This is a genomic window from Streptococcus sp. 27098_8_23 (assembly GCF_041432195.1).
In the GTDB taxonomy this organism is placed as follows: domain Bacteria; phylum Bacillota; class Bacilli; order Lactobacillales; family Streptococcaceae; genus Streptococcus.
The window spans coordinates 1-20,611 of the sequence record NZ_JAPVZF010000006.1 but is presented as its reverse complement, the minus strand read 5'-3'; the positions used below and the strand labels follow the sequence as shown (position 1 = coordinate 20,611).

General features: G+C 39.5%; 20 protein-coding genes. 18 read left to right on the top strand and 2 right to left on the bottom strand.

Translation table 11 applies throughout. The features are described from left to right. Window positions 1-93 precede the first annotated feature (93 nt). From O3652_RS07915 to rpsI, 4 genes are all read left to right on the top strand, one after another. Window positions 94-987, top strand: a complete 894-nt coding sequence (locus O3652_RS07915) for an ABC transporter ATP-binding protein (protein WP_371590264.1) — start codon at window positions 94-96, stop codon at window positions 985-987. Then, on the top strand, window positions 984-2,183 hold the full coding sequence (locus O3652_RS07910) for an ABC transporter permease (protein ID WP_001245394.1): 1,200 nt from the start codon (window positions 984-986) through the stop codon (window positions 2,181-2,183). Before O3652_RS07915 ends, O3652_RS07910 begins: the two co-directional genes overlap by 4 nt. Window positions 2,184-2,393: 210 nt before the next feature. Next, on the top strand, window positions 2,394-2,840 hold the full coding sequence (gene rplM, locus O3652_RS07905; RefSeq protein ID WP_001044624.1) for a 50S ribosomal protein L13: 447 nt from the start codon (window positions 2,394-2,396) through the stop codon (window positions 2,838-2,840). An 18-nt stretch (window positions 2,841-2,858) separates the two neighbouring features. Beyond that, window positions 2,859-3,251: a 30S ribosomal protein S9 gene (gene rpsI, locus O3652_RS07900; protein WP_000075969.1), complete on the top strand. Its 393-nt coding sequence runs from the start codon at window positions 2,859-2,861 to the stop codon at window positions 3,249-3,251. 209 nt (window positions 3,252-3,460) lie between these two features. On the opposite strand, the gene O3652_RS07895 is transcribed toward rpsI, so the two are convergent. Both O3652_RS07895 and O3652_RS07890 read right to left on the bottom strand, forming a co-directional pair. Next, entirely contained in the window at window positions 3,461-4,339 is an 879-nt protein-coding gene (locus O3652_RS07895) for a LysR family transcriptional regulator (protein ID WP_371590263.1), read from the bottom strand. Window positions 4,340-4,466: 127 nt separating this feature from the next. After that, window positions 4,467-4,817 carry a helix-turn-helix domain-containing protein gene (locus O3652_RS07890; protein ID WP_025168989.1) on the bottom strand — a complete coding sequence of 117 codons (351 nt, stop codon included), beginning with the start codon at window positions 4,815-4,817 and terminating at the stop codon, window positions 4,467-4,469. Window positions 4,818-5,174: 357 nt separating this feature from the next. Here O3652_RS07890 and O3652_RS07885 point away from each other — a divergent pair, with 357 nt between their 5' ends. From O3652_RS07885 to essC, 14 genes are all read left to right on the top strand, one after another. Beyond that, window positions 5,175-6,800, top strand: coding sequence for a malolactic enzyme (locus O3652_RS07885; RefSeq protein ID WP_371590262.1), 1,626 nt, complete (start codon window positions 5,175-5,177; stop codon window positions 6,798-6,800). A 77-nt stretch (window positions 6,801-6,877) separates the two neighbouring features. Beyond that, window positions 6,878-7,825, top strand: a complete 948-nt coding sequence (locus tag O3652_RS07880; protein ID WP_371590260.1) for an AEC family transporter — start codon at window positions 6,878-6,880, stop codon at window positions 7,823-7,825. A gap of 551 nt (window positions 7,826-8,376) precedes the next feature. Further along, the gene (locus O3652_RS07875; protein ID WP_371590259.1) at window positions 8,377-8,787 is read left to right on the top strand and encodes a hypothetical protein; all 411 of its coding nucleotides are present in this window, start codon (window positions 8,377-8,379) and stop codon (window positions 8,785-8,787) included. A gap of 140 nt (window positions 8,788-8,927) precedes the next feature. After that, window positions 8,928-9,350, top strand: a complete 423-nt coding sequence (locus O3652_RS07870) for a hypothetical protein (protein ID WP_371590258.1) — start codon at window positions 8,928-8,930, stop codon at window positions 9,348-9,350. 140 nt (window positions 9,351-9,490) lie between these two features. Then, window positions 9,491-9,913, top strand: coding sequence for a hypothetical protein (locus tag O3652_RS07865; protein ID WP_200729981.1), 423 nt, complete (start codon window positions 9,491-9,493; stop codon window positions 9,911-9,913). Next, window positions 9,903-11,573 carry a cutinase family protein gene (locus O3652_RS07860; protein WP_371590257.1) on the top strand — a complete coding sequence of 557 codons (1,671 nt, stop codon included), beginning with the start codon at window positions 9,903-9,905 and terminating at the stop codon, window positions 11,571-11,573. The genes O3652_RS07865 and O3652_RS07860 overlap by 11 nt, the downstream gene beginning before the upstream one ends. After that, window positions 11,554-11,868, top strand: coding sequence for a hypothetical protein (locus O3652_RS07855; RefSeq protein WP_000960729.1), 315 nt, complete (start codon window positions 11,554-11,556; stop codon window positions 11,866-11,868). The genes O3652_RS07860 and O3652_RS07855 overlap by 20 nt, the downstream gene beginning before the upstream one ends. Before the next feature lie 13 nt (window positions 11,869-11,881). After that, a complete protein-coding gene (locus O3652_RS07850) occupies window positions 11,882-12,190 on the top strand; it encodes a hypothetical protein (protein WP_000358233.1) in 309 nt (102 codons plus the stop codon). A 220-nt stretch (window positions 12,191-12,410) separates the two neighbouring features. Then, a complete protein-coding gene (locus O3652_RS07845) occupies window positions 12,411-12,695 on the top strand; it encodes a WXG100 family type VII secretion target (RefSeq protein WP_001173991.1) in 285 nt (94 codons plus the stop codon). A 71-nt stretch (window positions 12,696-12,766) separates the two neighbouring features. Next, a complete protein-coding gene (gene esaA, locus O3652_RS07840; RefSeq protein WP_371590255.1) occupies window positions 12,767-15,796 on the top strand; it encodes a type VII secretion protein EsaA in 3,030 nt (1,009 codons plus the stop codon). Between the two features lie 11 nt (window positions 15,797-15,807). Beyond that, window positions 15,808-16,272, top strand: coding sequence for a type VII secretion protein EssA (gene essA / locus O3652_RS07835; protein ID WP_000720507.1), 465 nt, complete (start codon window positions 15,808-15,810; stop codon window positions 16,270-16,272). A 65-nt stretch (window positions 16,273-16,337) separates the two neighbouring features. After that, entirely contained in the window at window positions 16,338-16,577 is a 240-nt protein-coding gene (locus O3652_RS07830; protein ID WP_000434883.1) for an EsaB/YukD family protein, read from the top strand. Then, window positions 16,578-17,849: a type VII secretion protein EssB gene (gene essB, locus O3652_RS07825; protein ID WP_000796947.1), complete on the top strand. Its 1,272-nt coding sequence runs from the start codon at window positions 16,578-16,580 to the stop codon at window positions 17,847-17,849. It begins immediately after the preceding gene. Window positions 17,850-17,870: 21 nt separating this feature from the next. Further along, window positions 17,871-20,611 (top strand): type VII secretion protein EssC (gene essC / locus O3652_RS07820; RefSeq protein WP_371590254.1); only part of this gene is annotated, 2,741 nt, incomplete at its 3' end.

Sequence of the window (20,611 nt, the reverse complement as noted above, 5' to 3'; positions counted from 1 at the left end):
TTTGCTACTTATAATCCGATAAAATGGACATAAATCGTTGTAAAGGCTATCAAAAAGGAGTATAATAAGTGCAACATATCTCGGAGGTGGAAAATGTTAGAAGTAAGAAATCTAGAGAAAAGTTTCGGTCCCAAGCAAGTCTTGTTTGGTGTCGATTTTCAGGCAAGTCCAGGAAGGATTCTGGGCTTGGTCGGGAAGAATGGTGCTGGGAAAACAACGATTTTCCACAGTATGTTGAAATTTTTAGAGTATCAAGGAGAGATCAGTCTGGATGGGCAGGAGATTCGTCAGGAAATCTATGCACGGATTGGTTATCTGCCTGAGGAACGCAGCCTCATGCCCAAGTTGACAGTCCTTGAGCAAGTTCGTTACTTGGCGACTCTAAAAGGCATGGATGCTAAAGAAGTCAAGGAAAAACTCCCTCAATGGATGGAAAAATTGGAAGTGAAGGGCAAATTGACCGACAAAATCAAGAGTCTGTCAAAAGGGAATCAACAGAAAATTCAGTTGATCATCACCCTGATCCATGAGCCAGACTTGATCATCCTGGATGAGCCTTTTAGTGGTTTGGATCCAGTTAATACCGAGTTACTCAAACAAGTCATCTTGAAAGAGAAAGAGCGCGGTGCAATCATTATCTTTTCTGACCATGTCATGACCAACGTTGAGGAACTTTGCGATGATATCCTGATGATTCGTGACGGGCGTGTGGTCTTGCATGGACCAGTTCAGGATGTCCGTAATCAATATGGGAAAACGCGTCTCTTTGTTTCAAGTGAACGAAGTAAGGAAGAATTGGAAAATCTTCCTCATGTCAAACAGGTGAGCTTGACCAAGCAAGGCAGTTGGAAATTGATCCTAGATGATGAGAGCGCTGGAAGAGAACTCTTCCCAATCCTCACTCAAGGTCAATACATCGCGACCTTTGACCAACAAGCTCCAACAATCGATGAAATCTTTAAACTAGAATCAGGGGTGGAAGTATGAGAAATATGTGGGTTGTAATGAAGGAAACCTATCTTCGACATGTCAAGTCGTGGAGTTTCTTCTTTATGGTGATTTCGCCGTTCCTCTTTTTAGCCTTATCTGTAGGAATCGGCTTTCTCCAAGGGTCTTCTATGGCCAAGAATAGCAAGATAGCAGTAGTAACAACTGTGCCATCTGTGGAAGAAGGGCTCAAGGGTACCAATGGTATCAACTTTGATTATAAGGATGAAGCCAGTGCCCAGGCTGCTATCAAGGATGAGAAAATCAAGGGTTACCTAACCATTGACCAAGAGGACAGCGTCCTCAAGGCCGTCTATCATGGTGAAACTTCTCTTGAAACAGGCATCAAACTAGCAGTAACCAATAAGCTAAACGAACTGCAATACCAACTCAATCGTTCGTCAGCTAATTTGTCTCAAGAACAGGAAAAACGTCTGAGTCAAACCGTTGATTTTACTGAGAAAATTGATGAATCTAAGGAAAACAAAAAAATTGTTCAAACCATTGCGGCCGCAGGGCTTGGTTTCTTCCTTTATATGATTTTGATTACCTATGCTAGTGTCACTGCTCAGGAAGTAGCTAGCGAGAAAGGAACCAAAATCATGGAGGTGGTCTTCTCTAGTATCCGAGCAAGTCATTATTTCTACGCTCGCATGCTGGCTCTACTTCTTGTGATTTTGACTCATATTGGCATTTACGTCGTGGGTGGGCTGGCTGCCATTCTGCTCTTTAAAGATATCCCTATCTTGGCACAATCTGGGATTTTAAATCATCTAGGAGAGGCCTTCTCGCTCAATACCTTATTGTTTGTCTTGGTTAGCCTCTTTATGTACGTTGTTTTAGCAGCCTTCCTAGGCTCTATGGTTTCTCGCCCTGAGGATTCAGGAAAGGCCTTGTCGCCATTGATGATCTTGATTATAGCAGGATTTGTCGGTGTGACCTCTCTAGGTGCTGCTGGGGACAATTTAGTTCTGAAAATTGGTTCCTATATTCCTTTTATCTCGACCTTCTTTATGCCATTTAGAGCTATAAATGGGTATGCGAGTGGTCTAGAAGCTTGGATTTCCCTTGCTATAACGGTTGTCTTTGCAGTCACTGCGACAGCCTTTATCGGCCGCATGTATGCTAGTCTAGTCCTTCAAACAGATGATTTGGGAATCTGGAAAACCTTTAAACGTGCCTTAGCTTATAAATAGGAGAGCCTCGCAAAAGCGAGGTTTTTCTAGATGTTAAACACTGAAATCGGCAAAAATATTTTTCATATCTATTGACTTTTAGTAGTGAAATTTGGTATGATAGTAGACGGTATTGTTTACCCCATTTGTAAGGCCCCGGAACCTTTCAAATACCCCGCGGACCGGAACATCCGCCCTGTAAACAAAAACGATATTCATATAGGAGAAATCATGAACAAAACTACATTCATGGCTAAACCAGGCCAAGTAGAACGCAAATGGTACGTTGTTGACGCAACTGATGTACCTCTTGGACGCCTTTCAGCAGTTGTTGCTAGCGTACTTCGCGGAAAAAACAAACCAACATTCACACCACACACTGATACAGGTGACTTCGTAATCGTTATCAATGCTGAAAAAGTTAAATTGACTGGTAAAAAAGCAACTGATAAGATCTACTACACTCACTCAAACCACCCAGGTGGATTGAAACAAATCTCTGCTGGTGAACTTCGTTCTAAAAATGCAGTACGTTTGATCGAAAAATCAGTTAAAGGTATGCTTCCACACAATACTCTTGGCCGTGCTCAAGGTATGAAATTGAAAGTATTCGTTGGAGCTGAGCACACTCACGCTGCACAACAACCAGAAGTTCTTGATATTTCAGGACTTATCTAAGGAAAGGAACAATAAAGTATGTCACAAGCACAATATGCAGGTACTGGACGTCGTAAAAACGCTGTTGCACGCGTTCGCCTTGTTCCAGGAACTGGTAAAATCACTGTTAACAAAAAAGATGTTGAAGAGTACATCCCACACGCTGACCTTCGTCTCGTTATTAACCAACCATTCGCAGTTACTTCAACTGTAGGTTCATACGACGTTTTCGTTAACGTTGTAGGTGGTGGATACGCTGGTCAAGCAGGAGCTATCCGTCACGGTATCGCTCGTGCCCTTCTTCAAGTAGACCCAGACTTCCGCGATTCATTGAAACGCGCAGGACTTCTTACACGTGACTCACGTAAAGTTGAACGTAAGAAACCAGGTCTTAAGAAAGCTCGTAAAGCTTCACAATTCTCAAAACGTTAATTCGAAAGAATTACGATACTTACAAAGAGCACCTTTCGGGGTGTTCTTTTTTATCGACACTTTGTAGATTTATAATTGGGGATCTCGTTGAAGGGTATCAGGTAAATGAAAAGATTCGTTGATAATATCCTATTTCTTCGTGCTTTAGTCTAATACCTATAATGTAAAAAAACTCTAGCTATCAGGTAGTTGATAGTTAGAGTTTTTTTCTATTCATATGATTTAATGAGCTTAAATAAGGCTTCTACTTCTGATGACAGTGTAGCTGATTTGAGATAAGCGTAATAAACTGTAAATGTTATCTGGTCCTCCGGTATTAGAGGGATTTTTATTAAATCATCATCTTCATCAGAAAGTGCGATATCAGCCAGTAAACTTACGCCAATCCCTTTCTTTAAAAGTTCTTTAATAATGATAATGTCGTCACTCTTAAAGAATATTTCTGCCTTGTTTTGATGCTTTTGATTAAGTAGTTCAAAAGCTTTCAGGTGAACAAAGTGTTCGTCTAAAAGTATAAAGGATTGATCTACTAAATCTTCAAAAGTGAGGGAAAGAGCAGTAGCAAGAGGATGGTTCTTAGATAAAACGACATACAGTTCTTTATGAAAGAGTTCATGTGTCTCTATTGAAGGATGATTGAGTGGTTCAATCAATCCAAGTAAGCTCGCATCTAGTTCTCCCTTAAGGAGAAGATTTAATAATTCTACGGATCCACCACGAATAGGACGTACCTTTTTTAAAAAATCAAATTCAGTTTCTTTATTTAAGACAGAGAAAAGATACTGAATGATAATAGGAGGGAATCCTACAGTAGAGCAATGCGCCAAAGAGCGATTAATTTCTTTGCGAGTAGAAATGACCTCAGGTAAAATCAGTTCTGTATGCTTCAGAAGGATTTGTCCTTGATTAGTTAGTTTAAAGGAGCGATGTGAAGGATCATGGTGAATCAATTTGCAGTTAAAGGATTCCTCTAAGCGCTTGATGGCATAAGAAATAGATGGTTGGCTGACTTTGTGTTGTTTTGCCACTTCCGTATAGGATTGAAGCTGGCAGAGGTCATAAAAATATTGTAGATCTTTTAAATTCATATGGGCTCACTTTCATTAGTTGGAGAAGGAAAATAAATGGAAATCACCAGATAAATAAATTTTATCCGTATCCTACAATTTGACTATACGAGTATTCACCGGTTAAAATGTAAGTGAGTCAGGGATATCAAAGGTTATCTAAGATACTTTCAAAAATGACCAACATCTTTTCTCGTTTATCAATAGGGAGCTGTTTAATCTTCATGTTGATTCTTTTGAGTGAAAGATTGTCGGTCTTATCAGAGGTTGATTCAAGGCTATCAAAATTGAAAAATTCCTCTGGGGTCATCTCTAGGGCGACAATCACTTTTTCAAGACTGTGAATGGTCAGATTCACATTTTGGTTTTCAAGTTGATTGATATACTTAAGCCCAAGTCCTGCTTGTTCCGAAAGTTCTTCCTGGCTCATTTTTTTCTGTGTTCGAAAATATTTCACTTTTTGGGAAATATATTGTTGTAAATAGTTTTTATTCGTCATATAAATAGAATACAAGTTTTGCATGACAAAAAACATCTTAAAAAATACAAAGTATTGTATAACAAACTTATATAATATTTATTTTAATTCGGATTGCCAATTTGTATGATTAGTTTCTTTTACTCGAAACTTTTAGTAAAGAGTGATCATTGAGAGTTTTATGAGTCCAGAACTTTATAAAATATAACAACTTAAAGTGCCATTAACAATAGTGTTTTAAGTATAAAGAGCTTATTAGAAAATTGCCTTCGTAGACTCATTATAACATATGCGTACACAATAGTATTTTTTAAACAACAAAGTTTTCCGAACAATTCTTTTTAAGTGGTATAATAGAAGTAAAAAGGAGGTTGCACTATGACTGCACATGATATTTTAAACAATCCTTTCCTCAATAAAGGTACTGCCTTTACCTTAGAGGAGCGAAAGGAACTAGGTCTTATTGGTTTACTGCCACCTTACGTTCAAACCATTGAAGAACAAGCAGCGCAAACCTATGCGCAAATGCAAACAAAAGCCAATGATTTGGAAAAGCGTCTTTTCCTAATGGAAATTTTTAATACCAACCGGACTCTTTTCTATTACCTCTTTTCTCAACATTTGGAGGAATTCAATCCAATTGTATACGATCCAACCATTGCAGATACCATTGAAGGCTATAGTGACCTCTTTGTAGATCCACAATATGCGGGATATCTTGATATCAATCATCCTGAAAATATTGAAGCCACTTTGAAAAATGCTGCTGGGAATCGCGAGATTCGTCTCATTGTTGTAACAGATGCAGAAGGAATCCTTGGAATCGGTGACTGGGGAACAAATGGTGTCGATATTTCTGTTGGGAAATTGATGGTCTACACGGGTGCTGCTGGAATCGATCCTTCTATGGTTCTTCCTTTAGTTATTGATGCAGGGACTAACCGTGAAGAACTTCGTAACAACCCTAATTACTTAGGGAATCGTCACGAACGGGTTCGCGGAGATCGTTACTACGACTTCATTGACCAATTTGTTCAAACAGCAGAACGTCTCTTTCCTAAACTCTACCTTCACTGGGAAGACTTTGGCCGCTTGAATGCTGCCAATATTCTTGAGAAATACCGGAAACAAATTCCAACTTTTAATGATGATATTCAAGGCACAGGAATCGTTACCTTGGGTGGTATCTTTGGTTCACTGGATATTAGTGGTGAAAAATTAACAGATCAAGTTTATCTCTGCTATGGTGGTGGTACTGCGGGTGCAGGAATTGCCTCTCGTGTTCTTCGTGAAATGGTTAGTGAAGGTCTTTCTGAAGAAGAAGCTTATAAACGTTTCTTTATGGTTGATAAACAAGGTCTTCTCTTTGATGACATGGATGACTTGACACCAGAGCAAAAACCGTTTGCTAAGAAACGTGCTGACTTTAGTAACGCAGACAAGTTGACTGACCTGCTTGAAGTAGTGAAGACTGTGAAGCCAACCATTCTTGTAGGAACTTCGACTCAGCCTAATACCTTCACTAAAGAAATAGTAGAGGCTATGTGTGAAAATACAGAGCGTCCGATGATCTTCCCTTTGTCAAATCCAACCAAACTAGCAGAAGCTAGTGCCAAAGATTTGATTGAATGGTCAGATGGCAAAGCTTTTGTCGCAACAGGAATTCCTGCTGATATGGTTTCTTATAAAGGTGTTGACTATGTGATTGGTCAAGCCAATAATGCCTTGATTTACCCAGGTCTTGGTCTAGGTATGCTGGCTTCTGAAGCAAGTCTTTTGACTGATGAAATGATTGGAGCAGCGGCTCATTCATTGAGTGGTATTGTAAATCCAGGACAACCAGGAGCTCCTGTTTTGCCGCCGTTCAAGTATGTAGCAGATGTTTCTATTAAAGTAGCGGAAGCAGTCGCTAAAAAAGCGCAAGAGCAAGGTCTTGCACGCGCTAAGGAAACAGATATGGCCAAAGCCGTTCGTGATTTGAAGTGGTATCCAGAGTATAAATAATTCATTGCTGCTGTCTATCCTTCTATAGCGACAGATTTGTATGGGCTGTGGACTTAAGTAATATAGAAAGGATACCTATGTCACTCTTTTTAACCTCGATTACGAGTATCATTCCGATTATCGCTATTATTGTTTTGGGGTATATTCTTCAGGTGAAGGGATGGTTTGGAGATACCTTTGGACCTAACCTATCTCGTTTGATCATGAATGTAGCCTTGCCAGCATCAATCTTTGTGTCGGTGATGAAATACCTAACACTAGATAAACTAATCAGTCTTTCTGGAGGTCTCCTTTATATATTTGTGGCCTTTATCTTGGGCTATATTGTAGCTTATATTGCAGTTGTGGTTTTCAAGGTTCGTCCAGGACGGCGAGGGACCATGATTAATACCTTTGTGAATGCCAATACTATTTTTATTGGTTTACCTTTAAACGTTGCTCTTTTTGGGGATCAGGCTCTGCCTTATTTCTTAATTTACTATATCACCAACACGATTTCCACCTGGACATTGGGCGTGTATTTGATGACGAGCGACAGTAAATCGGGTCAAGGCAAGGAGACAACTAAATTTGACTGGAAGAAATTGCTACCAGCTCCGCTTGTAGGTTTTCTTGTGGCTCTACTATTTTTGATTCTTCGAATCTCTATTCCAGATTTCGCAACGAATACCTTAACCTATGTTGGAAATATCGTTACTCCCCTATCTCTGATTTATATTGGTATTGTTCTTGCTAAGGCAGGCTTGAAAACTATTACTTTTGATAAAGATACAATTGTCACTTTAGTTGGACGCTTTATCCTAGCTCCTCTAATCATGCTTCTTGTATTGAAGTTCTTTGCACCAAATATGGCGACAGTAGAATTTAAGACCTTTATGATTCAGTCCGCTACACCAGCTTTAGCTGTTCTCCCAATACTTGCTAATCAGGGCAAAGGAGATGTGGAATTCTCTACGAATGTGGTGACTCTAAGTACGGTTCTATTTATCGTTGTTATTCCAATAATACAAACTTTATTAGGATAAGAAGGAAGAGGATAGGATTGAAAGTTAGGCGTTAAGAAATTCCCCTATTTAGAATCTATTAATTCATATTTTATGAAATTAATTAGTAGATATCGTTCTGAAAAACCTTGATATTACGCTGTTTTTAGTCCAACTGAAACTCGTACTTTCCAAATCAGGCTTGAAAAAGCTCGTAAAGCGTCACAGTTTAGTAAACGTTCTTCGAAAGAATTACGATACTTACAAAGAGCACCTTTCGGGGTGTTCTTTTTTGTACTTTCTTACTAAATTGGTTCAATTGACACAGTTGTTGCGACTTTAGTCGCTTACAAATGTGGCTGCAATCTGACAAAGTCAGTTGTTTCTTTGTATTCAACTCAGATCCTTCTGGTCAGATTATTAACAAGCCTTCAAGAAGAGTGATTGGTGAAATAGGCTGTTTGAGGCTTTTATGCTATACTAGTTTTAATGACAATCTTCTATTTCTAATGCAACAATAGATCCGTAATTTGTTTTTAATTAAGGAGTTTTGGATTGTAAGAGGGAGATGATATATCTGAAGGAGCATCATTATGAAAAAACGTACCTTACTTTGGCTGATTTTAGCACTTGGAATATTTGGAGGCGGAGCATGGATGGCGAAAGAAGCAAATTTATTTCTGAGCCCACGGGCCAAGCAGTTGGCTTATTTGAAGGAGCATGAAGATGAGATGGCGAACTTTATAAAGTCTAGAAACCCTAAAGTCGAAAGCGTTCAATTTGATTGGGATAGTATGGAAGTTGGTCAGATAGGGAATGGAACTCCTCAAGGAGGCGGTTATATGCTAACATTTAAAGGGCGTATAAATAATCTAAAGGAAAGCAGTTTTACTCTTGGATTTCCTTTAGATAATAACAGGCACGCCTTGCCTAACCTTGAGAGGATTTCTGAAATGCAGCCTATAAGAATTTATAGGGATGGGGGATGGTATTATTATGACTAATAGTAATTTAAAAACCTTTGATAATTTTTACTCAAATTTAACACCATTCATTCCCAATTGACTTACAATACTTGCTAAAAGTATTTTTTTTTACATTCATGATATAATAGGTTTAGAATCCACGTTTAAGGAGGATAATCATGAAAAAACGTACTTTGCTTTGGTTAGTTTTAGCCCTTGTAGTATTTGGAGGAGGCGCATGGATGGCACAGGAAACAAATCTATTCGGAGGAGTATTTCTTAGTCCGCGAGCCAAGCAGTTGGCTTATTTAAAGGAGCATGAAGAGGAGATGGCGAACTTCATAAAATCTAGAAATCCTAAAGTCGAAAGTGTCCAATTTGATTGGGATAGTATGAAAGTAGAAAATATAGGAAATGGTACCCCTCAAGGTGGGGGATATATTATAACATTGGATGGAAAAATAAATAACAATGAAGATACTGAATTTACAATTGGTTTCCCTATAGAATATAATAGCAATAGTATTCCCAATATTAAGAAAATTTCTGAAATGCAACCGATAAGAGTTTTGAAATGCAACGTATGGGAGATTTATGACTAACAGTAACTTCAAAACCTTTGATAATTTTTACTCAAATTTAATATCACTCATTCCCCACTGACTTCGAATACTTGCTAAAAGTATTTTTTTTTACATTCATGATATAATATACTTAGATTCCACTATATAGGAGGAAAGAGATGAAAAAACGTACTTTACTTTGGCTGGTTTTAGCCCTTGTAGTATTCGGAGGAGGAGCATGGATGGCGCAGGAAACAAATCTATTCGGAGGAATAACTCTGAGCCCGCGAGCTAAGCAGTTGGATTATTTAAAGGAACATGAAGAAGAAATTGTAAAATTTGTAAAGTCTAAAAATTCAAAGATAGAATCTGTTCAGATGGATTGGAATAGTTTAACTGTTGAACAGATAGGGAATGGAACTCCACAGGGGGGAGGTTATAATCTATCAGTGAAGGGTTCTTTTAATCATATAAAGGATTCTGACTTTACAATAGATTTTCGATTAAAAAATAAAAATGATGTGCCTTCAATAGATAGGATTGGTATGTATAATCAGCCTAGAGTGTTAAAAAATGGAGGTTGGGACAAGTATGACGGATAGTAATCTAAAAGATTATGACAATTTTTATGCAAATTTATCTCAGTCAGCTTATAGAGGGAGACCAAATACTTTATCACGCTATAATAATGCTGTAAATTGGACTTTGATAGATTATTCCCAAGATATAGATGATGATGGTGAAATCACCCCCGGCGGGAAACATCTTCCCCATAATGGTAAGGTTTACTTGCAACCAGATCCTGAGTTGCGAGATACTTATAAAATCACATCGATACCAGTTCCTGATGCGAATGGGATGAGGCAGGATATTCATCACAAACGTTATCAAAAAGGATTGTTAACTGATGATGAAGCTGGTTTCAGTGCCTACTACTTAACGGATACGCCTACCTTGACTAATGATACTACGAAAACTTATATGACCATCCGTGGAAGTGATGCCATCAATAAAGAAAATTGGAACGACTGGATTGACAACGACGCTAAGTTCGCTCTCAATCATATCCATACACCGCAAGCCAAGTTAGCGACAGTAGGAATGAAAACGAAAATCGCAGAGATGCGCGAAAAAGCTCCGCAAGCTACGATGGACATCACAGGTCACTCCCTAGGAACCATTGTCTCTGCCCAAGGAGTAGCGGGCCTTAGCGATGAGGAGCTTGAGAAAATCGGCAAAGTGGTCCTCTTTGACGGCCCGGACACGACAAAGAGTTTAAAGAAAATGGGACTCAGTGATGAGAAAATCAAAAAGATTAGCGAAAAAATAGAGTACTATGTCAATCCTTTTGATGTCGTGGGGATGCTCAATCGTGAACATACCATCACTAAATTACCTGGGGACTCCGATGAACCACTTAAGAAACCCGTCGGTAAAGTCAATGTCCTGGTCCCCTTGCATTATACCCAGATTACTGATCCGGAAAGCTCCCATGACTTTGGTGTTTTCCAATCGGATGGAAAGGGAAATTTATTGACTGCGTCTGAGGATTTTCACCCAGAATTGCTCAGGGCAGGTGAAAAGCTGGCTCGACTGATTGCGACAACGTTGGATTCCCTCCGGGCTTTAGGAGTCGATGAAAATGTAGCCTCAAATGTTTTAAATGCCATTATGAGGGGTGAGTTTAAAATAAAGGCAGCTATTGGTTATTCAGTTTACGAGAATTTTACAACTGAATATAGTAAAATTGTCGAAGAAGCTCGTCAGGAATCTATAAAGTGGGATCGAGAAGCTATTCCTCGTTATCAGGAACAACTGAGAAATGGCAATCTTACAGGAGAAAAGAGGATTTTGGTTCGAGCTCAGTTGCTTCAGACAGCAGCCCAGTTGGCAAATTTTGACATGGAAGATAAAGTTAAATATGTGAAAACCTTACTTTCAGATGCTAAGGAAGATATTCAAAATATTGTAAAGGAGACAAGGTCAACAGCATTTGACATGGTTGGATATTTGTCAAGCTCAGAAGTTACAAATCTACTTTCTGGTTTTGATACAACAAGCTTTTGGGATGAAGGCCTTGCAAGTGACACGAAGACTGCGGCAACATCCTTCCTGACACAAATCGAGCAACTGGGGGAAAGCTTGGTTAAAGCTAGTGGTTCCTTTGAGACCATAGATACAGATAGTGCTGAAGATTTTAACAATCTATTGGCGGATGTAAAACAAACATGGAGGGGAAAAAATGTTAGTCCTAACGGATGAGGATACCTTAATTACAAGAGAGCAACTCGATAGAGGCTTCAAAGAAAGAATGAAGGAACAAGAACGCCAAGCAGTCAGGGCCTTAGTAACTGCAAAAGAGTTGTCAATCCTTGCTAAAGGAACTGAGTTAGCTAAAAAGTTACAGGAAGCAGCCGCAGATATGCAAGAGTATGCTTCTAAGACCTATGTAAACAATATTAAGGGAGGATTTGAGGGCAAGGCCGCTGATGCTGCTGAAACTTACTTGACCCAGACCATGCAAACCCCTACTTTACAGAGTCCGATCAAAAGCTAGGAGAAAACTGGTCATGGATAAAAAGGAACTTCAGAAACTAGAGGATGAGCATAATCGTAAATTACGAGACTTAGAGCGTTTGGAGATGGATTTGGATGATGATTTCCACAAGTTTAGCAGGGAGACGGATCATCTCCTAGAGGCGCTTTCCTATGCATGTAGAGATAGTAGTTTTGCTGAAATTCAACCATATATCTTGGAGATAGAGAACAATTTGGATAACTATCATCAACTTTACAAGAGTCGTATAGAGAATGTGCTGGAAGCTCGCCATCAAGAGAATAAAAACTTTTATAGAAAGTTAGAAGAAAAGAACGTTTAACAAATATACCTTATCAAAGAAGGATGATATGAGTTTGTTATTATAGATAAAAAAAGAAGTAATTATACAAGAAAAGTAGATAATTTAATCCTTCTTACTAGTTTTTAGATGGAAATAGCTCTTATTTTTTTATAAATAGAATAAAAAATGAATTTTAAACTTGCAATTGAGGCAAATTGTTGATATAATGAGGGAGTAAATTAATATAAAGGAGTTTCACATGGCTTTAATTCAATTAACAACAGAAGAATTGCGCACCTCTGCTCAAAAGTACACTCAAGGTTCTGAGGAAGTAAGACAAGTACTTCGTACATTGACTCAAGAGCAAAATACTATCCGAGACAACTGGAAAGGTGCTGCTTTTGAGAGCTTTGATCGCCAATTCACAGAATTGTCTCCAAAAATTGAAGAATTTGCAACTTTGCTTGATGAAATCAATGCACAGTTGAATAAAGTTGCTGAAATTGTTGAGCAAAACGACCAAGATCTTGCATCACAAATTTAATTTGTTATATAAGTGGCTTTAGGAGGGCGAGAGCCTTCCTATTTTTTATGACGGAGAAGATTTAAAGTAATATGAGGAAGAATAGAATTTTTAAATATATAGGAAGTAGTTTGTTAGCATTAGGATTGCTTGCATTGATTATTTTTTTGAATCTATCTGTTCAAAAAAATACAACGATTAGCAATGAAAATAATGCAAAGGCTAATCAGCAGACAAAATTAAATGTAGCTATCGTAAATGAAGATAAGCCTGTCTACGTAGATACAAAAGAATACAATCTAGGTGCTAGTTATGTAAAAAATATCGAGCGTGATAATTCACAAAATTGGTCTGTTGTCCCTCGTGGAGCAGCTGATTCTGGGTTAGAAAGTGGGAAATACCAACTCGTTTTAACAATTCCTAGTGACTTTTCTGAAAAAATACTCGATATTAACAGCATCAATGTTGATAAGACAACCATCAATTATAAGGTGAATGCGCAAGGAAATTTGCAAGTAGAAAATGATGCAAATAAACTAGCGAAAGATATTGTTTCTGATTTGAATGGTCAGTTAGTTGACATGTATATGGCTAGTATTTTGAACAACCTTTATACAGCACAAAAGAATGTTCAAGCTAGCTCACAGATACAAGCAACCAATATCGGAAACTATCGTACGAATTTATATAATACAGCTATCAACTCTAAAAATCTTTTCCCAACTCTCTATAGTATGTCTAGTTCCTCTGTTGACGCCAACACTGCTTTAAAGACAGGTTTGGAGGGCTACTCACAGATTTTTGGTCGTTTTGATGTTTCGCAGATTGCCTATGGCGAGAAGTTTGGAACTCTACTTAAGAATAGAGTAGATGAGAAGAAAAATCATGCGGATGTTATCACTGGGCTCATTTCTCAGAGTCGGGAAGACGTTAAGGGACAAATTGAAACCTATAAGGAATTAATTAAAGCTCAAGGTAGTCTGACTGCGAATATAGATGGAACACCAGCATCCACTGATGGAACGTCACCAGAAGTTGAGGCTTACTATAAAAAAGTAGCAGAAAGCATCAGCACAGAGATTGGTAGCTTACAGAAAAATCTAACAGATGAAAGAACCAAGTTTGAAAATCATAAAAATGATATTCATAACTTTATTGATGAGAAATTAGCCACTTACTATGGAACAAGTGAGAAGAGCAAAATCACTCTTGATCGATTTTTGGATAAAGCTGCAAACAAGGATTTAGAGAAGGTTGAGGAATCTCTAAAAGAGCAGCTGGCTTCTGCAATCTCAGAATTACCCAAAGAAGACTTTAGTGGAAAAGAATTTAGTGGTTTTGGTATGACACCAATCACAATTCCTTCTGTAAACTATACAGATTTAAAAACGATTAAAGAGCCAAGCGGCGAGATTTCTTTGACGGACTTGAAGAATCTGGAACATCTGGCAATCACGAGTACGAGTGCTGTTGGACGAACAGGAACAAAGGCTAAGGTATCATGGAAGGCTGGAACAGGAGTGACAGTTCACTCAGTCACTTATGATGGCACACCAGTTGAGTTTGGTCAAGAAATTGATTTGAAGACGGGTGGGACTTTCAAAGTAGCCTATAGTGTTGCAGAGGCAGCTCCGACTCCAACTACAAGTTCAACGGGGGCTTCAAGCCCAACTCCAAAAGCGGAGCCAAAGACTGTTGATATTTCCTTGAATGATGTTCAAGCAGTCAGTGCTCCGATAGATGTCTTAGCCGTTCAGCAAGCAGCAGTGACTTATGGACAAAAGGTTCAGAAAATAGCTTCTGACTACCAAAAGGTGGAAGCACTCAGACAAGCATACAATACTGTCAAAGAGTTACGAAATAGTGATGTAACAGATGCTTTATCAAATATTTGGCTTGAAGCTATTAGTTCAAACCTGAAGAAGTATGAAGACAGTCTGACTGCACCTGCTAGCGATACAGATACAGAGGGTACTAAAGAGAAAGTAGATAAAGCCTTGTCAAAACTGACTACTCTCAAGCCTGTTCTAGAAAAAAATGTGAAGGATGTTTTGACTACCAACCAAGAATTGAATACAAAAATCAATGAACAGTTAGAGTTGTACAAGAAGTTGGAAGAAAATCTAAAGGATTTGGTTGAGAAGCAAGGGAAAGGCAATGATGCTTTTGAAGAGACTAATAATCAATTGGCTACCCTAAATTCGGATTATGCAGCTCTCTTGTCAGAAACTACGGGTGTGAAGGAATCTTCTCAAAGTAATGTCAAAGCTGCAGAGTCTGTGAATGAGACTTTAGGTAATTTCAATCGTGAATTGTCAAACGCTCAAACAAGTACTGAAAAGTTGTCACAAGATGCTGACTCCTTGATGACGCAGTTTAACGAAGAATTAACTAACAATGGAAACTTTGTAGAATCCTTTGTGAAGGTTCTGAATAATGCCTATCAAAATGGGGTACCAAATGAAGTGTTGTTGAACTTCTTATCCAACCCTGTTACCCAAAATGCTACTTCAGTGAAAGCGACTGTCAATGTTTACCGTCCATTTACATGGATTTTACTATTGGAGATTGTTAGTCTCTTTACAGCCTATCTGTTTGCAACTCAAAACGTTATTCGCAAAGTCAAAGATAAGTTCAAACTTGATAAGTTACATGATACAGACTTGATGACGGTAACCATCCTATCTGCTTTAAGTATCGTTGTCGGATTGGTAGTTGGTGTTGTATCAAGTGTTCAGCTACAGGTTGGTCGTGAATATCAACCATCTTGGGTTCTATTAATTGTTTTAGCAGCATTTGTACTGATTCAAGGACAATATCTATTGCTTAAACATTTCCGAGTGATTGGTATGGGACTCTCCTTCTTTATGATGATTAGCTTTGTCTACCTATCAAATGCTATTGGGACAACAGCAAGTCTAACTGGTTTCCCAGCATTTATCAAAAATCTCAATGCGTTATCGATATTAGAAGGTTTGCTCTCAGGATATTTTGATGGACATCCAGCAGCAATTATCGCTTTTGTTGCAACGATTGTTGTCATAGCTGTTTTACTTGTTATAAATATTTTTATCAGAGAAAGTAGTTTGTGGTTTCAAACAAGCCAAGTTGAGAAAGAATAGAAATTAGAAATATGAAGAAAATCATTCTTTTCCTTCTTACCTTAGTAACATGTGCAGCAGTCTCTGGGGCTGCTGCAGATGATTTGAAGGATAACAGTCTGCAGATTGATGATTCCCGACTTGAAAAGAAAGAGGGATTGAAATTTGGTCTACAGTCTGAACAAATCAAGGAGCTTTTTAATGAAGCGACTCAAAAGAGGTTGCAGGACATGCAACAGCATCAAGAGGAACAGTTGATCACAGAAAGGGGCCAACTGTTTTCTGCTATACAGAGACCAGTGAAAAAATCTTCTGAAGAACAGTTGTTTCAGCCCAATGCTCAAAAAACAATCAAGTTCCAAACAAATATAGGCCATGTAGAAAAAGGTGGTCTGAATGACTTTCTTCCAGAGATATTCTATGTGGTGTTGATTTTCTTGCTTTTTGGAGCAACGGCAGTAATGAGTTATCGTGTGATGGTAGAAGGGATGGACTAATTTTTTAACTAGTCTCTCTAAATAACTTAGAAAAGGATAAACCAGACATAGGAGGCGTGTAAAAGGTGGAGCAACATATCAATATTACCCTACGTTTGAGAGAAAGAGATGTGGATATTCGCATTCCACGGCGAATTGAAGTGCGCCGGCTGGTGCGAGAAGTGGATACGATTTTTAATCCAGGTATCAAGCGAAAAAAATATCAATTAAGAATTGTCAATAAAGGTTTGTTAATTGATGAAGGGAAACATCTGTCTGATTATCCTATGACGACAGGAGATTTAGTAGAAATTGAGGAGATATAGGTGGCTGAAGAAAAATTTGAATTTGGTGGACAGTCGTTTGTCTATGAAAAAAATGAAACAAACTGGGAATTAAAACTCAAACGTTCAGATGTTGCGAGTCAAGATTTACGGGAACTGTTACTATTGGATTTGCATCATCCATTCTTTTTGGAGCAATCGATGGTGTCTGATGAGGATAGTGTCACCTTCTCCTATCAAGTCGAAGCTCATGGACTGACTTATGAGGAAATAAAGGAACGTACCATTTCGGAAAGAATCCGTTTGGCCCTAAACGTTTTTCGTCTAGAGGGCGCCTTGGAGTTACCTGTGACTTTCCTTTTGCACCCAGTAAATCTCTTTATTACCAAGGATGCTCAGGCTAAGATTGCTTATCGTGGAATTCCTGGTCTGATGGTTCCTCAATCAATATCCTCAGAAGATTTTTTACGCCAGGCTAAATGTTTTACAGTAACACTATTTAGCGATTTGGATTTCATGGATCTTTATAATGGTTCCTTGGAATTAGAGACCTTGCCCGACTTCTTAAATGACCTATGTCAGGCAGATGATATAGAGGCTGCAGTAGCTGTTTTGGAGAAGTACTACACGGAGAAGGCTGCGAAAGAACGGGCAGATTTGGTCTTGGTTCCAAGTAGACGCCATCGTGTCTTTAAATTGGCAACGATTTGGTTAACAGCCAGCGTTGTCTTGTTGATCGTTCCACTTATCTATCTGATTTTTGTGCAAAATCCTTTCAAAGAAAAGATGTTGCAGGCTGATACTGCCTTTATTAAAGTGGATTATAGTGGTGTTATTACAGAATTAGAGAGAATTGATCCAGCTAGCTTGCCGAATACGCAAAAGTATGAGTTGGCTTACTCTTATATTCAGGGGTTGGAATTTTCTTCTGAACAAAAGAAAGTCATCTTGAACAACGTAACACTCAAGTCAGATGAGCTTTATTTGACTTACTGGATTCAGGTTGGGCGCAATCGTTTTGAAGAGGCTCTTGATATTGCGAAACGGATTAACGACAGTGACTTGATTCTCTATGCTTTGACTCAGGAAATCAAGCAGGTTCGAGAAGATGGCAACTTGTCAGGAAAAGACCGTGAAAGTAAGTTGAATACTTTGGAAAGCGAGTATAAGAAATACTGGGATAGTCGAAGTGAGCTACTAACGAGTGAATCAAGCTCCAATGCTTCTACAACTCCTAACCCTCAAGACAAGGCTTCTGAAAGCAAACCGTCATCTGAGAAGAAACCTGTTCCAAGTAGTTCCTCTAGCAATTAAAGTAGACCAAGGAGAGAAATTATGAAAAAACAAATCATTTTCTACAGCCAAGGTCTGCGTTATGAAGTAGAACTGAGTGCAGATAAGACGGTCTTGATAGGGGCGACTGAAAAGGCCCAAGTCTACCTTTCTCAACAGGAAAGACCGATTCAGCTCAAGGTCGATGGTGACGAGGTCTTTTATCAGTACGACGATGAAGCAGGACTCTTGAAAGATGGTCTGCGTTTGGGTGAGGTCGTCTTTTATCTCCGAGAAGGGAAGCCAAGGGTTTATGACCTTTTGGATTTATCAGAGTTTCAGATTGGCTCTCAAAGAGGTGCGTTGATCACACTAGATGGAGATGTTGAACTCTTACTCCAAAAATCCCAAAATCAATGGAAGCTAACTCGACTAAAAGGCGCATTTTATCGAAACAATCATCTGGAACAAATGGACCAGCAATTGATTGGTTTTGGAGATGAGTTGAGTCTAGGGGCGGTGACGATCAAGTTCTATCCTGATGAAGTATGGGTCCAGGGTCCTGCCCAAGTTGGGCCACAACTGACTCTGAGAGAACCATCTCGATATGGTTTTTATGAAGATTATCCAGATTATCATCGTTCCCCACGAATCATCTATCGTGGTAGCGAGGATAAAATCTTGATTAATCCCCCTGGACAGGAGCCGGTAAAGCCCAGTGATGAACTGTTAAAGCTAATCATTCCTCCTCTTATGATGGTCGGGGTAACCGTCTTGATTACCTTGATTCAACCTCGAGGGATCTATATTCTTGCGACTGTAGGGATGTCCATAACCACAATGATTTTTTCTATCCGTGGTTTCATCAAAAATCGTAAAAAGTACAAGGCTGATAAGAAGGAACGGGTCGATCTCTATCGTCTTTACCTGAAAGATAAGGTCAAGGAATTGACTCGTCTGGAACGAGAACAAAAAGAAGGGATGCACTATCATTTTCCAACGATTTTAGAATTGACGGACTTGGTTGAGAGTTACAATCACCGAATTTACGAAAAGACTCCCTTGCATTTTGACTTTTTATACTATCGTTTGGGACTCGGGAAAATGCCGACTAGCTATGACTTGAAATACGGTCAACAGGAGCGTAGCGGTAAGAAGGATGCTCTAGAAGAAGAGGGTTACGCTCTCTATAGTCGTCACAAAAAAATCCCAGATATGCCAATCCCGGCAAACCTCAGCCATGGACCGGTGGGTTATATTGGACCTAGAAATCTCGTCCTAGAACAACTGCAGCTTTTGGTGATGCAGCTAGCGACTTTTCATTCTTATCATGATGTGCAGTTTATTACTATTTTGCCTGAAGAGGAAAAAGAGCAATGGTCTTGGATGCGTTGGCTACCTCATGCTAAACTGCAAGAACTCAATGTCCGCGGTTTTGTCTACAATCAACGAACACGGGACCAAGTTCTGAATAGTTTGAACCAAATCTTGAAACTACGCCGTAGTCAAAAGGAAGAAGCATCCCACAAGGAGAGCACCCTCTTCCATCCTCATTACGTGGTTTTAGTGACCGATGAGAAGCTGATTTTGGATCATATCATCATGGAGTTCTTTACCGAAGATCCAACGGAATTAGGCTGTTCTCTCATCTTTGTAGAGGATGTCATGAGTTCCTTGTCTGAGAACATCCAGACAGTAATCAATATCAAGGACCGTAATACAGGCCAACTGGTCATGGAAGAAGGAGTCTTGAAAGAGACGGACTTCCGTTTGGATCATTTCCCAGCAGATTATGACAAGGAGCGGATCGCCCGTACCTTGGCACCGCTCAATCACCTCCAAAATCTTAAGAGTTCCATCCCAGATTCTGTGACCTTTATGGAAATGTATGGGGCGGAGACCTTTGAGGATTTGCAGGTATCGAGCCGTTGGAAAAAGAACGCACCTTACAAGAGTTTGGCTGTGCCGATTGGTCTGCGCGGTCAGGATGACCTGGTTCAGCTCAATCTGCATGAAAAAGCCCATGGACCACATGGTTTAATCGCAGGGACGACTGGATCAGGGAAGTCAGAAACCATCCAATCCTATATCCTGTCCCTCGCTGTTAACTTCCACCCTCATGATGTGGCTTTCTTGCTGATTGACTATAAGGGTGGTGGGATGGCCAATCTCTTTAAAAACCTTCCCCATCTCTTGGGGACGATTACCAACTTGGATGGTGCCCAATCTATGCGGGCCCTGGCTTCGATCAATGCGGAGATCCATCGTCGTGAACGACTCTTTGGAGAGTTCGAAGTCAACCATATCAATCAATACCAGAAAAAATTTAAAAACGGAGAAGCGACAGAACCGCTCCCTCATCTCTTTCTCATCTCAGATGAGTTCGCAGAGCTCAAGGTCAACCAGCCAGACTTTATCAAGGAGCTGGTATCCATCGCTCGGGTTGGGCGTTCCCTCGGGGTCCACTTGATCCTAGCTACTCAGAAACCATCTGGTGTGGTGGATGACCAGATCTGGTCTAACTCACGCTTCAAGATCGCCCTTAAGGTAGCGGACCGTTCGGACTCCAATGAAATGCTTCATACACCGGACGCGGCCGAGATCACCCAGACAGGACGTGCCTATCTACAGGTCGGAAATAACGAAGTCTATGAGCTCTTCCAGTCTGCCTGGTCAGGCGCGGATTACCAGCCGGACAAGGACGATATGGGGATCGAGGACCATACTATCTACTTGATCAATGAATTGGGTCAATATGAGATCTTGAATGAAGACTTGTCAGGCTTAGAAGATGTGGATGAGAT

Bases quoted from the DNA above. Each gene is read 5' to 3' on its own strand.
- O3652_RS07915 (WP_371590264.1), top strand. From the start codon at position 94: ATGTTAGAAGTAAGAAATCTAGAGAAAAGTTTCGGTCCCAAGCAAGTC.
- O3652_RS07910 (WP_001245394.1), top strand. From the start codon at position 984: ATGAGAAATATGTGGGTTGTAATGAAGGAAACCTATCTTCGACATGTC.
- rplM (WP_001044624.1), top strand. From the start codon at position 2,394: ATGAACAAAACTACATTCATGGCTAAACCAGGCCAAGTAGAACGCAAA.
- rpsI (WP_000075969.1), top strand. From the start codon at position 2,859: ATGTCACAAGCACAATATGCAGGTACTGGACGTCGTAAAAACGCTGTT.
- O3652_RS07895 (WP_371590263.1), bottom strand. From the start codon at position 4,339: ATGAATTTAAAAGATCTACAATATTTTTATGACCTCTGCCAGCTTCAA.
- O3652_RS07890 (WP_025168989.1), bottom strand. From the start codon at position 4,817: ATGACGAATAAAAACTATTTACAACAATATATTTCCCAAAAAGTGAAA.
- O3652_RS07885 (WP_371590262.1), top strand. From the start codon at position 5,175: ATGACTGCACATGATATTTTAAACAATCCTTTCCTCAATAAAGGTACT.
- O3652_RS07880 (WP_371590260.1), top strand. From the start codon at position 6,878: ATGTCACTCTTTTTAACCTCGATTACGAGTATCATTCCGATTATCGCT.
- O3652_RS07875 (WP_371590259.1), top strand. From the start codon at position 8,377: ATGAAAAAACGTACCTTACTTTGGCTGATTTTAGCACTTGGAATATTT.
- O3652_RS07870 (WP_371590258.1), top strand. From the start codon at position 8,928: ATGAAAAAACGTACTTTGCTTTGGTTAGTTTTAGCCCTTGTAGTATTT.
- O3652_RS07865 (WP_200729981.1), top strand. From the start codon at position 9,491: ATGAAAAAACGTACTTTACTTTGGCTGGTTTTAGCCCTTGTAGTATTC.
- O3652_RS07860 (WP_371590257.1), top strand. From the start codon at position 9,903: ATGACGGATAGTAATCTAAAAGATTATGACAATTTTTATGCAAATTTA.
- O3652_RS07855 (WP_000960729.1), top strand. From the start codon at position 11,554: ATGTTAGTCCTAACGGATGAGGATACCTTAATTACAAGAGAGCAACTC.
- O3652_RS07850 (WP_000358233.1), top strand. From the start codon at position 11,882: ATGGATAAAAAGGAACTTCAGAAACTAGAGGATGAGCATAATCGTAAA.
- O3652_RS07845 (WP_001173991.1), top strand. From the start codon at position 12,411: ATGGCTTTAATTCAATTAACAACAGAAGAATTGCGCACCTCTGCTCAA.
- esaA (WP_371590255.1), top strand. From the start codon at position 12,767: ATGAGGAAGAATAGAATTTTTAAATATATAGGAAGTAGTTTGTTAGCA.
- essA (WP_000720507.1), top strand. From the start codon at position 15,808: ATGAAGAAAATCATTCTTTTCCTTCTTACCTTAGTAACATGTGCAGCA.